The following is a 14,634-nucleotide window of genomic DNA, read 5'->3' on the forward strand; positions in this document are numbered from 1 at the left end:
AGGCACAAGGTGCCACGACCCGGGGCACTCCGTGCCCCGCCAGGGACGCGGGGAACTGCGCGAACGGCCACGATGCGCGATCGGACCGCGACGCACCGCACATGGCAGGCGAATCCGCCGTCAAGGACGGGGCGCACACCCGAGAACATGCGCCTTGACCAGCGCCGCGATCTCGGGATCCCGCCGCCGAAACGCCGCGACAAGCGCCTCGTGCTCCTCCGCGTAGGACTGCTGAACGGTCCCCAGCCACCGGATGGACAGCGCGGTGAAGACCTCGATCCCGAGCCCTTCCCATGTGTGCAGCAGCACAGAATTACCCGCGGCCCGCACCAGCTCCCGGTGGAACCCGACCGTGTGCCGCACCTGCGCGGTCCCGTCGGCCTCCTGGTCGGCCCGGTAGAGCGCGGCGACATGGGGCTCCAGGGCCGAGCAGTCCTCCGCCAGACGGCCACAGGCGAGCTCCGCCGCGATCGCCTCCAGACCGGCCCGCACCGGATAGCTCTCCTCCAGGTCGGCCGCCGACAGATTGCGGACCCGAACACCCTTGTTGGGCGCCGACTCGATCAGCCGCAGCGACTCCAGCTCCCGCAGCGCCTCCCGTACGGGCGTCTGGCTGACCTCCAGCTCCGTGGCGATCCGGCGCTCCACGATGCGCTCACCCGGCTTCCAGCGGCCGCTGACGATCCCCTCCACGATGTGCTCGCGGATCTGCTCGCGCAGCGAGTGGACGACCGGCGTGGTCATGAGGGCTCCTCCGGAGGGCCAAGGGAGTTGACGACTAGACAATACGGCGGCGCCCCCGCCCGGAGGTGCTCCGGACGGGGGCGCCACAGGTGAGGCTGGTAACAGCCGCCACCTTGAAGTACTGCCTGAAGTACGGCGAAGTACTACAGACGGTGCTCGTCGTACTACAGACCCAGCTCGACCTCGAACTCGCCGGCCTCGAGGATCTGCTTGACCGTCGTCAGGTAGCGGGCGGCGTCCGCGCCGTCCACCAGACGGTGGTCGTAGGAGAGCGTCACGTACGTCATGTCGCGGACGGCGATGGTCTCGCCCAGGTCCGGGTGGTCGATGACGACGGGGCGCTTCACCGTGGCACCGATGCCCAGGATGGCGACCTGGTTCGGCGGGACGATGACCGTGTCGAAGAGCGCGCCGCGCGACCCCGTGTTGGAGATCGTGAAGGTGGCGCCCGACAGGTCGTCCGGGGCGATCTTGTTCGTGCGGACCTTGTTGGCCAGCTCCGCGGTCTTCTTCGAGATGCCCGCGATGTTGAGGTCACCCGCGCCCTTGATGACCGGGGTCATCAGGCCCTTCTCGGAGTCGACGGCGATGCCGACGTTCTCCGAGTCGAAGTAGGTGATCGTGCCCTCGTCGTAGTTCAGGCGCGCGTTGATGACCGGGTGGGCCTTCAGCGCCTGGACGGCGGCCTTGACGAAGAACGGCATCGGGGACAGCTTGACGCCCTCGCGGGCGGCGAACGCGTCCTTGGCCTTGGCACGGAGCTTCATCAGCTTCGTGATGTCGACCTCGATGACCGAGGACAGCTGCGCCTGGTCGTGCAGCGCCTTGTGCATGTTGTCCGCGATGGCCTTGCGGATGCGCGGCAGCTTGACCGTCTGGCCACGCAGCGGCGACGCCTCGAGGGCCGGGGACTTCGGCGCCGCGGAGGCGGCCGGGGCGGCGGCCGGAGCCTGCGCCTTGGCGGCCTCGGCAGCGGCGGTCACGTCCTGCTTGCGGATGCGGCCGCCGACGCCGGAGCCCTTGACCGTGGACAGGTCCACGTTGTTCTCCGAGGCGAGCTTGCGCACCAGCGGCGTCACGTAGGCGCCGTCGTCCGCGGCGGAGGAGGCCGGTGCCTTGGGCGCGGCGGCCGGGGCCGGGGCCGGGGCGGGCTGCGACGGGGCCGGGTCGGGCGCCGGGGCGGTCTGCTGCTGCGGGGCCGGGGCCGAGGGGGCCTGCGGCGCCGGAGCCGGAGCGGCGGGGGCGGCCGGGGCCTGCTGGGCCGGGGCGGCCTGCTGCGGCGCCGGAGCCTCCTGAGCGGGGGCGGCGGGCTGCGCGGGCGCGGCGGCCGGAGCGGCACCGGGCGCACCGATGACGGCGAGCTTGGCGCCGACCTCGGCGGTCTCGTCCTCGGCGACGGTGATCTCCAGGAGCACACCGGCGACGGGGGAGGGGATCTCGGTGTCGACCTTGTCGGTGGAGACCTCGAGCAGGGGCTCGTCCTCCGCGACCTCCTCGCCGACCTCCTTCAGCCAACGGGTGACGGTGCCCTCGGTGACGGACTCGCCCAGCGCGGGCAGCGTCACGTCGGTGCCCTCGGCGGAGCCGGAACCGGCCGACGCCTCGGGGGTCGGGGCCGGGGCGGGGGCCTCGGCCTCGGTGGACGGCGCGGCCTCGGCGGGCTGGGCCGGCTCGGCGGCCGGGGCCTGCTCCTGGGCCGGGGCGCCGGAGCCGTCGTCGATGACGGCCAGCTCGGCGCCGACCTCGACGGTCTCGTCCTCGGCGACCTTGATGGAGGCCAGCACGCCGGCGGCGGGCGAGGGGATCTCGGTGTCGACCTTGTCGGTCGACACCTCGAGCAGCGGCTCGTCGACCTCGACGCGCTCGCCCTCGGCCTTCAGCCAGCGGGTGACAGTGCCCTCGGTGACGCTCTCACCGAGCGCCGGAAGGGATACGGAAACCGCCATGGTTTCTGTTGCTCCTTAACGATGCGCAACCACGGGTGCCGTGTTGCGGAAGTCTGTGTCGGTCGGTCGTCGCGCCCAGTTCTCGCGACGCTGTGGCGTGGCGCGGACGCTGCTCAGTCGTGCGAGTGCAGCGGCTTGCCGGCGAGCGCCAGGTGGGCCTCGCCCATCGCCTCGTTCTGCGTCGGGTGGGCGTGGATCAGCTGGGCGACCTCGGCGGGCAGCGCCTCCCAGTTGTAGATCAGCTGGGCTTCGCCGACCTGCTCGCCCATACGGTCGCCGACCATGTGGACGCCGACCACGGCACCGTCCTTGACCTGCACGAGCTTGATCTCGCCCGCGGTCTTCAGGATCTTGGACTTGCCGTTGCCCGCAAGGTTGTACTTCAGAGCGACGACCTTGTCCGCACCGTAGATCTCCTTGGCCTTGGCCTCGGTGATGCCCACGGACGCGACCTCGGGGTGGCAGTACGTCACCCGCGGCACGCCGTCGTAGTCGATCGGCACGGTCTTGAGACCGGCGAGACGCTCCGCCACCAGGATGCCCTCGGCGAAGCCGACGTGCGCGAGCTGGAGCGTCGGGACGAGGTCACCGACGGCCGAGATCGTCTCGACGTTGGTGCGCATGTACTCGTCGACGAGGACGTAGCCGCGGTCCATGGCGACGCCCTGCTCCTCGTAGCCGAGGCCCTGGGAGACCGGGCCGCGGCCGATGGCGACGAGCAGCACCTCGGCCTCGAAGGTCTTGCCGTCGGCGAGGGTCACGCGGACGCCGTCCTGCGTGTACTCGGCCTTGTCGAAGAAGGTGCCGAGGTTGAACTTGATGCCGCGCTTGCGGAACGCGCGCTCCAGAAGCTTCGAGCTGTTCTCGTCCTCGACCGGCACGAGGTGCTTGAGGCCCTCGACGACGGTGACGTCGGTGCCGAAGGACTTCCACGCCGAGGCGAACTCGACGCCGATGACGCCGCCGCCGAGCACGATCGCCGACTTCGGGACGCGGTCCAGCTTCAGCGCGTGGTCCGAGGAGATGATGCGGTTGCCGTCGATCTCCAGGCCCGGCAGCGACTTCGGCACGGAGCCGGTCGCGAGGAGGACGTGGCGGCCCTGGACTCGCTGGCCGTTCACGTCCACGGAGGTCGGGGAGGACAGCTTGCCCTCACCCTCGATGTACGTCACCTTGCGCGAGGCGATCAGCCCCTGCAGGCCCTTGTAGAGCCCGGAGATGACGTCGTCCTTGTACTTGTGGACGGCCTCGATGTCGATGCCCTCGAAGGTCGCCTTGACGCCGAACTGCTCGCTCTCGCGGGCCTGGTCGGCGATCTCGCCCGCGTGCAGCAGGGCCTTCGTCGGGATGCAGCCGTTGTGCAGGCAGGTGCCGCCGACCTTGCCCTTCTCGATCAGAGCGACGTCGAGACCCAGCTGCGAGGCACGCAGAGCCGCGGCGTAACCGCCGCTGCCACCGCCGAGGATCACTAGGTCGAAAACGGTGCTGGCGTCGTTCGCCACGTCACGTCCTCCATGCATGTGCGCCGTACGCCGGTCTCCGATGACCGCGCGGCGGCTGGTGTTCGGCCGCTCGTTCTTCGGCCCTGTGGTGGGGGCCCTGTCCTGCCGCCCCCCATCCTCGCACTTGTCGCAGGCATGCGGGACGCCGGGCCGGTCACTGAGACCCCGGTTACACCGCGGGCGGGTGGGACAGATGCGGGTCGAGCCCGCTTGTTCGTCGAAAGCGAACAGCCCCGGGCGCTCACGCCCGGGGCTGTCACCAGTGACTACGCGGGATCAGCCGAGCTCGCCCGCGGCCGTGCGCTCCGCGAGGCGGACCAGCGTACGGACCGCCGAACCGGTGCCGCCCTTGGGCGTGTAACCGAACGGGCCGCCCTCGTTGAAGGCCGGGCCCGCGACGTCCAGGTGGGCCCACGTGATGCCCTCGCCGACGAACTCCTGGAGGAAGAGACCGGCGACCAGGCCGCCGCCCATCCGCTCGCCCATGTTGGCGATGTCGGCGGTCGCCGAGTCCATGCCCTTGCGCAGGTGCGAGGGGAGCGGCATCGGCCACGCCGGCTCGCCGACCTCCTCGGCGATCTCGTGGATCTCCGTACGGAAGGCTTCGTCGTTGGACATGATCCCGTAGGTGCGGCTGCCGAGCGCGAGCACCATGGCGCCGGTCAGGGTCGCCACGTCGATGATCGCGTCCGGCTCCTCCTCGGAGGCCTTGGCGAGGGCGTCGGCCAGGACCAGGCGGCCCTCGGCGTCCGTGTTGAGCACCTCGACCGTCTTGCCGGAGTACATGCGCAGCACGTCACCGGGGCGGGTGGCGGAGCCGGACGGCATGTTCTCGGCGAGCGCCAGCCAGCCGGTGACGTTCACCTGGAGCTTGAGGCGGGCCGCGGTGACGACGGCGGCGAACACGGCGGCGGCGCCGGCCATGTCGCACTTCATCGTCTCGTTGTGCCCGGCCGGCTTCAGCGAGATGCCGCCCGAGTCGTACGTGATGCCCTTGCCGACGAAGGCGAGGTGCTTGTCCGCCTTGGAGCTCGTGTACGAGAGCTTCACCAGACGCGGGCCCGCGGCGGAACCGGCGCCGACGCCGAGGATGCCGCCGAAGCCGCCCTTGACGAGCGCCTTCTCGTCGAGGACCTGCACCTTGATGCCGTGCTCCTTGCCGGCCGCCTGGGCGACGGCGGCGAAGGCCTCCGGGTTGAGGTCGTTCGGCGGGGTGTTGATCAGGTCACGGGCGCGGTTCAGCTCCTCGCCGAGCGCGGTGGCGCGCTCGATCTCGGCCTTGTACGCCTTGTCGCGGGGCTTGGTGCCGAGCAGGGCCACCTCGGCGAGGGGCGCCTTGGCGTTCTTCGCGTCCTTCGCGGACTCCTTGTAGGCGTCGAAGGAGTACGCGCCGAGCAGCGCGCCCTCGGCGACCGCACCGGCGTCCTCGGCGTCCTCGACCGGCAGCGCGAACGCGGCCTTCTTCGCACCGGCGAGGGTGCGGGCGGCGACGCCCGCGGCGCGGCGCAGCGACTCCGCGTCGAACACCTCGTCCTCTTCGGGGAGCGGGCCGAGGCCGACCGCCAGCACGACCGGCGCCTTGAAGCCGGAAGGCGCGGGGAGCTTGGTCACCTCGCCCTCGCCGCCCGCGGCGCCGAGGGTCTCCAGGACGGAGGCGAGCTTGCCGTCGTACGCCTTGTCCACGGCCTCCGCGCCGGGCGCGACGACCAGGCCCTTGTCGCTCTTGGCGACACCGACGACGATGGCGTCGGCGCGCAGGCCGCTGGCCGCGGCGGTGCTGAGAGTCAGAGCAGTCACTGTGGTGAGGTCCCTCTTTCGTGTTGCGGGGTTTGGGTGGCCCGGTTCGGAGCCTACGCCGGTGTCGTTCGTGCCGCCCCGTCGAGGTCGCCGTCACGGGGCTCCGCCCCGGACCCCGCTCCTCGACCACCGGAGGGGCTCAATTTACGGCCAGCGTCACCAGTGTGGCCGTCGCCGCCGTCTCCGCCACCGCTCCGAACACGTCACCCGTCACCCCGCCGAACCTGCGCACGCACCTGCGCAGCAGCAACTCGGCCGCGCCGCAGCCCAGTACGACGGCGGGTGTCGCCACCGGCGACAGCGGGGCCGCCAGGACGGCGATCGCCGCGCCCGTCAACAGGGCGGCCCTCGGTGACACCGTTTCGGCGACCGCCGCGCCCAGGCCCTCCGGGCGGGCCGCCGGGACGCCGGTGCGGGAGGCGAGGGTCAGGGCGAGGCGGGCGGTCACGGCGGAGAGGGTGGCCGCGACGGCGCCGTGAAACCAGGAGTCCGCGTACAGCTGGGCCAGGACGGCGACCTGGGCGAGCAGGGTGAGGACGAGGGTCACGACGCCGAACGGGCCGATGTCCGACTGCTTCATGATGGCCAGCGCGTCCGCCGGAGGCTTCCCGCTGCCGAGGCCGTCGGCGACGTCCGCGAGGCCGTCCAGGTGCAGGCCCCGGGTGAGGACCGCCGGGACCGCGACGGAGGCGACCGCCGCGAGGAGCGCGCCCGCGCCGAGCAAGGTCAGCGCCCCGCCGAGCGCGGCCGCCGCGAGCCCGACGACCAGGCCGGCCAGCGGGGCGCACACCATGCCGGCGCGGGCGGCGTCCCGGTCCCAGCGGGTGACGGTGACGGGCAGCACGGTGAGGGTGCCGAAGGCGAAACGTATGCCGTCGGCGAGGGCGGCGCGGGAGCTTGTTGCGGACACCGGGGGAGGTTATCCCGGGACGCACCGGCGGACGGCGGGCCGGTCACGCAGCGCCGTGGCGCCGCACAGGGCGAGCGCGGCGAGGATCGCGGCCAGGTGCTCCTTGCCCGCCAGATTGGGCTCGACCAGGCACTCGGTGACCATGAGAGTGATGACGAGGGCGGCTGTCCAGCGGGCCCGGTGGCGCCAGCACACGTAGACCGCGAGCCCGACGACCGCCGCCGACGGGCCGTTGTCCACGACCTGCGCCTCGGACGCGAGCAGGCCGAGCGGAGCGTCCGGGCCGAGCGCGACGCCGAGCCGCGCGTAGAGGGTGCCGGCGAGCGTGGCCACGTACGCGATGGCGAGGGTGCGGCGGCGGCCGAGGCACAGTTCCGCGATGCCGAACACCAGCAGGATCTGCGCGAGCGCGCCCCAGACGGGGAGATCGAGCGCCGGGACGAAGAGGGAGAGCGGGGTGCGGAGCAGGGCGAGCCGGAGCGGGTCCCCGGCGCGGACCGAGCCGATGTCCTGGACCGGCTGGTAGCCCCAGGGCTGGTTCTGCGCGTACTGGAACGCCGCCGTCAGGCATAGGGCGGCCGTCGTCAGCGGGACCGAACGCCACCGGCGGGCGAGGAGCCGTGCGCGTACGAGGCCGAACAGGGGCCCCCATTCCCGGGCGGCCCCTGCGCGCAAGGCGGTCATCCGTGGTGCTCCAGGCGCGGGCGGCGGCGCAGCGCGGGCAGGGCCGGTACGTCGAGGAAGCCCTCGGCGCGGGCCGAGGCGAGGCCGATGCGCGGCAGGTCGGCGCTCTTCTCGAAGAGCAGGAAGCGGGGTGCCCAGACGGGGCGGTACTTGGCGTTGGCCCGGTACAGCGACTCGATCTGCCACCACCGCGAGAAGAAGCTGAGCAGCGCCCGCCACAGGCGCAGCACCGGGCCCGCGCCGAGTCGCGCGCCGCGTTCGAAGACGGAGCGGAACATGGCGAAGTTCAGCGAGACCTGAGTGATCCCGATCTCGGGGGCGCGGCGGAGGAGTTCGATGACCATGAACTCCATGAGGCCGTTGCCGCAGGCGCGGTCGCGGCGCATCAGGTCGAGGGAGAGCCCGGCGGCGCCCCACGGCACGAAGGAGAGCACCGCTCTCAACTCCCCGCGCGCGTCCGTGCATTCGAGCATCACGCACTGGCCGTCGGCCGGGTCGCCGAGGCGGCCGAGCGCCATCGAGAAGCCGCGTTCGGTGGCACCGTCGCGCCAGTCGTCGGCGCGCTTCAGGAGGTTCGTCATCTCGGCGGCCGGGATGTCCTCGTGGCGGCGGACGCGGACCGTGTAGCCCGCGCGCCCGACCCGGTTGTGGGCCTGGCGGACGGTGCGCATCGCCCGGCCCTCCAGGGTGAACCCCGCGGTCTCCACGACGGCCTCGTCGCCGAGTTCGAGGGCGTCCAGGCCGTGCCGCGCGTAGATGGTGCCCGCCTCCTCGCTCGCGCCCATCACGGCGGGCAGCCAGCCGTGCACGCGCGCCTCGGTGAGCCAGGCCGCGATGGCGCCGGGCCACGCCTCCGGGTCGCCGATCGGGTCGCCGGAGGCCAGGGAGACGCCGCCGAGCACCCGGTAGGTCACCGCCGCCTTGCCCGTCGGGGACCAGACGACGCTCTTCTCGCGGCGCAGCGCGAAGTAGCCGAGCGAGTCGCGGGCGCCGCCCTTGTCGAGCAGGGCGCGCAGCCGCGACTCGTCCTCGGGGGAGAGGGGGTCGACGGCGCGGCGGGAGCGGAAAGCGGCGTGGACGACGGCGATCAGGAGAGCGGTGGACAGGACGTTGACGGCGACGTCGACCCAGTGGGGGGTGGTGATGCCCGGGTGGCGCGAGTCGTCGACCGCGACCGAGACGAGGCGCAGGGCGCCGTAGCGCCAGCGCTCCAGGAAGGTCGAGCTGTGGCCGTGATCGGTGAGGGTGACCAGGAACGCGGCGAAGAGCGAGGTGGCGAGCAGGCCGCAGCCCGCGACGACCGCCGCGAGCCTCGGGTTCGAACGGTCGCCCTTCGCGTAGAACTCGCGGCGGCCCAGGAGGAGGGCGGCCACGAACACGGCGGTCAGCGCGAGCGAGATCCAGTTCTGCGCGTACTGCCGGACCTCCGGGAAGCACATCACGCAGCCGAACAGCAGCAGGAAGAGGCCGCTCAGAACCAGGTTGAGGATCCATGCCGCGCGTTTGCGCCGCCGCATCGTGACCGCGAGGAACCAGGCGACGATCGCGGAGGAGAACCCCGCCGCGAGGAGGTACGGGGTGAAGTAGTTCTCCGAGTTGTGGCGCCGCAGGTCCTGGCCGAACGAGAACCAGACGGCGCTCAGCAGATTGAGGGACGTGACCGACCGGAGGTACCGGACGGTGAACCGCGCGGCGCGCCGTGAGGTCGGTGTGCTGGTGGACTGTGGCTCTCCGGTGACGCCCATACAGGCGAGCATATGGGCGCTTTGGTGGAGTTATGGGTGATTTGCGGTCGGCGTCGCCGCCCCCGGGTGCGACGCCGTCACAGGGCGACGCGGGCCCCGAGTGCTACGCCTCGGGGGTGTTCGCGTCGTCGGTGTCGGTGTCGGTGTCCGCGTCCTCGTCGGTCTTCGGCTGCTCCGCCTCCGGCAGCTCCGCCGCGAGCGCCGCCGCCGACTGCACCAGGGGCAGCGCGAGCAGCCCGCCCGCGCCGCCGCCGAGGCGGACACCCTGGTCGAGGAGCGGGTCCATCGCCATCCGGTCCAGCGCCTTCGCCTGGGCGGGCTCGCCGCTCGTGTGCGCCGCCAGCCACCAGTCCGGGGCGCGGAACGCGACGCGCTGGCCGACCAGGGCGCAGGCCGCCGACACGACGCCGTCCAGGATCACCGGCATCCGGCGCACGGCGGACTGGAGCAGGAACCCGGTGGCGGCGGCGAGGTCCGCGCCGCCGACCGTGGCGAGGAGCTGCAGCTGGTCGCCGAGGACCGGGCGCGCCCGGCGCAGCGCGTCCCGCACCGCCGCGCACTTGCGCATCCACGCCAGGTCGTCGATGGGGTCGCCGCCGCGCCCCGTGACGACGGAGGCGTCGGTGCCGCACAGCGCCGCGACGAGCGTGGCCGCCGCCGTGGTGCCGCCCACGCTGAGGTCGCCGAGCACCACCAGATCCGTACCCGAGTCGGCCTCCTCGTCGGCGAGCGCCATGCCGGCGCGGAACGCCTGCTCGGCCTCGTCCAGGGTCAGCGCGTCCTCGGTGTCGATACGCCCGGAGCCGCGCCGTACCCGGTGGCTCACGACGGCCGCGGGGAGTTCGTCCGGCTCGCAGTCGAGCGCCATGTCGACGATGCGGACGCCGACGCCGAGCCGCCGGGCCAGGACCGCGCCCGCGCTCGCGCCCTCGACGGCCTCGCGGACCAGGGCCGCGGCGCTGCCGGCGGCCCGCTTCGACACACCGAGCTCCGCGATCCCGTGGTCACCGGCGAAGAGGATCACGCGGGGCCGCGCGACCGGCCGCACCGGCACCGAACCCTGGGCGGCGCTCAGCCACTCGCCCAGTTCGTCGAGGCGGCCGAGGGCGCCCGGCGGCACGGCGAACCGGGCCCTGCGCTCCTCGGCGTCGCGGCGGGTCCCGCCGTCGGGGCGCTCGATCAGGTCGGTGAAGTCGTCGAGATTCAGCGAGCTCATTCGCCGAACAGTACCGGCCGGTTCCGCCCAGGACCCGTGGCGTCCCCCAGGTCCCGGCGCCCCCTCCGCCGAGCCTCCGACCCGCCGTCACCTCGCGCGACGCACCGACTCCGTAGCGTCATTGCGTGGCGACTGATCATCCCTTACGTTCGCATTTACATCTGATTGTCGTACCGCGTGAACGGCGGCCCCACGGGCAGCCGGCGGCACCAGGAGCCCGGTCAGGAGCCCCGCACAGGGGCCTCGGTCAGGAGTTGACGCAGACATGTCCCGCACCGCGCAGGCCGTGGCCGCCCGCCGCCCCGCCTACCTCACCGAACTCGCCCAGGGCACCGAGCGCTTCCACGAGCGGCCCCGCCCGGACTGCCCCTGGTGCGGCTCCACCAAGCTGCGCACCCGGCTGCGCACCACCGACCTGCTCCAGCACAAGCCCGGCACCTTCACCGTCGACCAGTGCGAGGTGTGCGGCCACTCCTTCCAGAACCCCCGCCTCACCGCCGAGGGCCTCGCCTTCTACTACCGCGACTTCTACGACGGCCTCTACGCGAACCAGGCCGAGAAGATCTTCGGCCCGCAGAGCTCCGCCAGACGCCACCTGCGCGCGGCCCGCGCCCTGCGCAAGTACATCGAGCCCGAGAGCTGGCTGGACATCGGCACCGGCCGCGCCCACTTCCCCGCCGTCGCCCGCAGCGTCATGCCCTACACCGCGTTCGACGGCCTCGACGTCGGCCCGGCCGTCGAGGAGGGCCGCAGACGCGGCCGCATCCAGCGGGCCCACCGCGGTCTCCTCACCGACCTCGCGCCCCGCCTCGCGGGCCGCTACGACGCCATGACGATGTTCCACCACCTGGAGCACGCCATCGAACCCCGCGAGGAGCTCAAGGCCGCCCACCGCGTCCTGCGCCCCGGCGGCCACCTCCTCATCGAGGTCCCCGACCCCGAGAGCCGCTACGCGAAGCTGCTGCGCAAATGGTGGGTGCCGTACTTCCAGCCCCAGCACCTGCACTTCATCCCGCTCGCCAACCTCCGCACGGAGCTGCGCGCCCTCGGCTTCACGGTCGTCGCCGTCGACCGCCGCGAGCCCCACGTCCCGCTCGACCTGTCGGCCGCCTGCGCCCTGCTCCTCGGCCACTGCCTGCCCGACCGCGACGACCCGTGGCGCAGGCCCCCGGGCCGTTTCCGGCGCCGCCTCCGCCAGGTCCTCGTCTACGTGGCGGCCCCCGCCTTCGTCGCCTGCTACGCCGCCGACGTACTGCTCGCCCCGCTGGTCAGCCGCACCCGCTTCTCGAACGCGTACCGGATCATCGCCCGCCGCAACCCGTAAGGGCGTTCAGCCGCGCAACGCGAGCGCCTGGCCCGCGACGACCAGCAGCACCTGCTCGCACTCGCCCGCGAACGCGGCGTTCAGACGGCCGAGTTCGTCGCGGTAGCGGCGCCCGGACGCGGTCGCGGGCACGATCCCGGAGCCGACCTCGTTCGAGACGGCGACGACGGTGCGCCGGGTCCGCCGCACCCCGTCGACGAGTTCGGCCACTCTCCCGCGCAGCGCCTTCTCCCCGCCCCCCGCCCACTCGGCGTCGTCCCAGGCCCCGACCTCGTCCATGACGTGCGTCAGCCACAGCGACAGGCAGTCCACGAGCAGCGGCGCCGGGTCGCCCGCGTCGGCGAGGAGCGGGAGCAGGTCGCAGCTCTCGGTGGTCCGCCACGACCCCGGCCGCCGCTCACGGTGTACGGCGACGCGCTGGGCCCACTCGGTGTCCCCGCCCCGGGTGCCGCCGGTGGCCACGTACAGCACGTCGGGGAAGGCGGCCAGGCGCCGCTCCGCCTCCACCGACTTCCCGGACCGGGCGCCGCCGAGGACCAGCGCCCTGCGCGGCACGTCGGGCACGCTCTCGTACGCGCCGACGATCAGGGTCGTCCCGTCGGGCACGGCCCGCGCACCCGCCGCGGCGAGCCGCCGGTCCAGCTCCGGGCCGGGCGGCACGTCGTGGTCCACATGTACGGCGACGACATCGGTGACGGCCCCGATCGCCCCCGCTGAGCGCAGCCGCGCCAGCGCGTCCGGCCGCCCGGTCACATCGAGGACCACCATCTCGTACGGGCTTCGCGCCCCTTCGAGCCCCGCGGGCGCGGCACCCGGCGGCAGATACAGCACCCGCTCGCCCTCGGGCCCCACCACCTCGTACCCGGTACCGGGCGCGTCCAGGGCGAGCGCCCGCACCCGGTGCCCGGTCAGCAGCGCCAGCTCCCGCCCGTCCGGCACCCGGGCCGGCTGCGGAAGGCCCGCCGGTACCTCGACCGCGGGCCCGTCGTGCGGATGCGAGAGCAGCACCTGCCGTACGCCGCCGAGGCTGTGCCCCGCGCGGGCCGCGGCGAACGCGGCGCCCGGCGTCAGGTCGAGCAGCAGCACCCCGTCGACGAGCAGCGCCGTCGCGGCGCGGGCTTGCGGTCCGAGCGCGGTCGCGCACGCCGCGCAGGGGCAGTCGGGGCGGGGCAGTCCTTCGGGGGCTCCGGTGCCGAGCAGAGTCAGTTCCACGAGAAGATCTTCCCGCGCCCCCGCACGGGCCGCGCGCCCGGCTACGCTTCCAGGGACATCACAGCAGGACATCAGAGCGCGACATCGGGCATCCGGTACCGGGAGGCTGACATGGCGGCATGGACGTGGCGGTTCGAGAAGTCCGACGGCACGGAGGTGCCTCCGGCGGTGCAGCCGGAGGAGTTCACGACCCAGGGCGACGCGGAGTCCTGGATCGGCGAACAGTGGAAGGCGCTGGCCGAGGGCGGCGCGGACCAGGTCACCCTCTCCGAGGACGACACGGTGATCTACGGCCCGATGAGCCTGCACGCGGAAGCGGCGGCGCCGCAGGAGTGACGGGCGCGGGCCGCGCGGGGCGGGCAGGCCCTGCCCCGCCCGGCCCGGGGCGGGTCCGCGCCGCGGGGTGCGGGCCTCGTCGTGGCCGGGCGCGCAGTTCCCCGCGCCCCTGGGGCATGCGGTCAGATCTCGGTCAGCGTGACCTCGGCCTTCCTCTCCGCGCCGTCCCTCAGGTATGTCAGCGTCACCTTGTCCCCGGGGCGCTTCTCCGCCAGGGCCTCGGAGAGGGACTGCATCGTCGGGACGTCCGTCGTGCCGAGGCGGGTGATGATGTCGCCCGGTTCGAGGCCGGCCTTCCGGGCGCCGCCGCCGTTCGTCACCGTCACCACGGCGACCCCGGCGGGCTTGTAGCCGTCGTCCAGGACCGAGCGGCCGGTGATGCCGAGGGCGGCGCGGCCGGAATCCGTGACCTTGCCGACCTTGATGACCTGGTCGGCGACGGTCTTCGCCATCGACGCGGGGATCGCGAAGCCGATGCCGGGGGCCGAGCTGTTGCCGAGGCCCGGGTCGGTCGCCGCGAGAGTGGGGATGCCGATGACCTCGCCGGAGAGGTTGACCAGGGCGCCGCCGCTGTTGCCGGGGTTGATCGCGGCGGACGTCTGCACCATGTTGGCGATCGTCGCCCCCGTACCGCCGCCGGACCGGCTCTCGCTCACGGTGCGGCCGGTCGCCGAGACGATGCCCTGGGTGACGCTGGAGGAGAGCCCGAGCGGTGACCCCATGGCGAGCGTGATCTGCCCGACCGCCACCTTCGCCGAGTCCCCGAACCGCGCCGCCTTCAGCCCGTCCGGACGCTTCGTCAGCTTGATGACGGCCAGGTCCTGCTCCGGGTACGCGTAGACCAGCTCCGCGGTCAGCGCCTCCGTGCTGCTGGCCGTCGTGACCTTGAACGTCTTGTCGTCGCCGACGACGTGCGCGTTCGTGACGATGTGCCCCTGGTCGTCGTAGACGACGCCGGAGCCGAGGTCGGACGAGGCCTGGATCTGGACGACCGACGGCAGGACATCCTTGATCACCCGCTGGTAGTCGTCCTGGAGGCTGTCGGCCGCCGCGGGCGCCGCCCGCGCGGTGGACCCAGGCGGTGACCCGGTCGGTGACGCCGACGGCGAGCCGGAGCCCGAGCAGCCCGAGGCGAGCGCCGCCGCGCACACGACGGCGACGGTCAGCGAAGTACGGCGCGCGGCCGCGCGAGAGGCTTTCATGCCCGGATTGTCACGT

Annotated in this window: 12 protein-coding genes; 2 read left to right on the forward strand and 10 right to left on the reverse strand. The window is 73.1% G+C overall.

Going from position 1 to position 14,634, the window contains the following annotated elements:
* Positions 1 to 120 precede the first annotated feature (120 nt).
* From ACH4RC_RS08240 to cobT, 8 genes are all read right to left on the reverse strand, one after another.
* Positions 121 to 744: a GntR family transcriptional regulator gene (locus ACH4RC_RS08240; RefSeq protein ID WP_398196867.1), complete on the reverse strand. Its 624-nt coding sequence runs from the start codon at positions 742 to 744 to the stop codon at positions 121 to 123.
* 164 nt (positions 745 to 908) lie between these two features.
* Positions 909 to 2,690, reverse strand: a complete 1,782-nt coding sequence (sucB, locus tag ACH4RC_RS08245; RefSeq protein ID WP_398196869.1) for a 2-oxoglutarate dehydrogenase, E2 component, dihydrolipoamide succinyltransferase — start codon at positions 2,688 to 2,690, stop codon at positions 909 to 911.
* 113 nt (positions 2,691 to 2,803) lie between these two features.
* Complete coding sequence (gene lpdA / locus ACH4RC_RS08250; protein WP_398196871.1) at positions 2,804 to 4,192, reverse strand: dihydrolipoyl dehydrogenase; 1,389 nt, start codon at positions 4,190 to 4,192, stop codon at positions 2,804 to 2,806.
* 276 nt (positions 4,193 to 4,468) lie between these two features.
* Positions 4,469 to 5,989: a leucyl aminopeptidase gene (locus ACH4RC_RS08255; RefSeq protein ID WP_398196874.1), complete on the reverse strand. Its 1,521-nt coding sequence runs from the start codon at positions 5,987 to 5,989 to the stop codon at positions 4,469 to 4,471.
* Between the two features lie 139 nt (positions 5,990 to 6,128).
* Complete coding sequence (cobS, locus tag ACH4RC_RS08260) at positions 6,129 to 6,899, reverse strand: adenosylcobinamide-GDP ribazoletransferase (protein WP_398196876.1); 771 nt, start codon at positions 6,897 to 6,899, stop codon at positions 6,129 to 6,131.
* Positions 6,900 to 6,908: 9 nt separating this feature from the next.
* The gene (locus tag ACH4RC_RS08265) at positions 6,909 to 7,583 is read right to left on the reverse strand and encodes a hypothetical protein (protein WP_398196879.1); all 675 of its coding nucleotides are present in this window, start codon (positions 7,581 to 7,583) and stop codon (positions 6,909 to 6,911) included.
* Entirely contained in the window at positions 7,580 to 9,328 is a 1,749-nt protein-coding gene (locus tag ACH4RC_RS08270; RefSeq protein WP_398196882.1) for a phosphatidylglycerol lysyltransferase domain-containing protein, read from the reverse strand. The genes ACH4RC_RS08265 and ACH4RC_RS08270 overlap by 4 nt, the downstream gene beginning before the upstream one ends.
* Positions 9,329 to 9,431: 103 nt before the next feature.
* Positions 9,432 to 10,544, reverse strand: coding sequence for a nicotinate-nucleotide--dimethylbenzimidazole phosphoribosyltransferase (cobT, locus tag ACH4RC_RS08275; RefSeq protein WP_398196884.1), 1,113 nt, complete (start codon positions 10,542 to 10,544; stop codon positions 9,432 to 9,434).
* A gap of 265 nt (positions 10,545 to 10,809) precedes the next feature.
* Here cobT and ACH4RC_RS08280 point away from each other — a divergent pair, with 265 nt between their 5' ends.
* Positions 10,810 to 11,868, forward strand: coding sequence for a class I SAM-dependent methyltransferase (locus ACH4RC_RS08280; protein ID WP_398196887.1), 1,059 nt, complete (start codon positions 10,810 to 10,812; stop codon positions 11,866 to 11,868).
* 6 nt (positions 11,869 to 11,874) lie between these two features.
* On the opposite strand, the gene ACH4RC_RS08285 is transcribed toward ACH4RC_RS08280, so the two are convergent.
* Entirely contained in the window at positions 11,875 to 13,080 is a 1,206-nt protein-coding gene (locus ACH4RC_RS08285) for a bifunctional adenosylcobinamide kinase/adenosylcobinamide-phosphate guanylyltransferase (protein WP_398196889.1), read from the reverse strand.
* Between the two features lie 111 nt (positions 13,081 to 13,191).
* On the opposite strand from ACH4RC_RS08285, the gene ACH4RC_RS08290 reads away from it, so the two are divergent.
* A complete protein-coding gene (locus ACH4RC_RS08290; RefSeq protein ID WP_398196891.1) occupies positions 13,192 to 13,416 on the forward strand; it encodes a hypothetical protein in 225 nt (74 codons plus the stop codon).
* Positions 13,417 to 13,538: 122 nt separating this feature from the next.
* Here ACH4RC_RS08290 and ACH4RC_RS08295 read toward each other — a convergent pair whose 3' ends face one another.
* Positions 13,539 to 14,618, reverse strand: a complete 1,080-nt coding sequence (locus ACH4RC_RS08295; protein WP_398196894.1) for a S1C family serine protease — start codon at positions 14,616 to 14,618, stop codon at positions 13,539 to 13,541.
* Positions 14,619 to 14,634: the final 16 nt, after the last annotated feature.

This window comes from Streptomyces sp. NPDC016845 (assembly GCF_044332585.1).
Classification (GTDB): Bacteria; Actinomycetota; Actinomycetes; order Streptomycetales; family Streptomycetaceae; genus Streptomyces.

Bases quoted from the DNA above. Each gene is read 5' to 3' on its own strand.
- ACH4RC_RS08240 (WP_398196867.1), bottom strand. From the start codon at position 744: ATGACCACGCCGGTCGTCCACTCGCTGCGCGAGCAGATCCGCGAGCAC.
- sucB (WP_398196869.1), bottom strand. From the start codon at position 2,690: ATGGCGGTTTCCGTATCCCTTCCGGCGCTCGGTGAGAGCGTCACCGAG.
- ACH4RC_RS08265 (WP_398196879.1), bottom strand. From the start codon at position 7,583: ATGACCGCCTTGCGCGCAGGGGCCGCCCGGGAATGGGGGCCCCTGTTC.
- ACH4RC_RS08270 (WP_398196882.1), bottom strand. From the start codon at position 9,328: ATGGGCGTCACCGGAGAGCCACAGTCCACCAGCACACCGACCTCACGG.
- cobT (WP_398196884.1), bottom strand. From the start codon at position 10,544: ATGAGCTCGCTGAATCTCGACGACTTCACCGACCTGATCGAGCGCCCC.
- ACH4RC_RS08280 (WP_398196887.1), top strand. From the start codon at position 10,810: ATGTCCCGCACCGCGCAGGCCGTGGCCGCCCGCCGCCCCGCCTACCTC.
- ACH4RC_RS08290 (WP_398196891.1), top strand. From the start codon at position 13,192: ATGGCGGCATGGACGTGGCGGTTCGAGAAGTCCGACGGCACGGAGGTG.
- ACH4RC_RS08295 (WP_398196894.1), bottom strand. From the start codon at position 14,618: ATGAAAGCCTCTCGCGCGGCCGCGCGCCGTACTTCGCTGACCGTCGCC.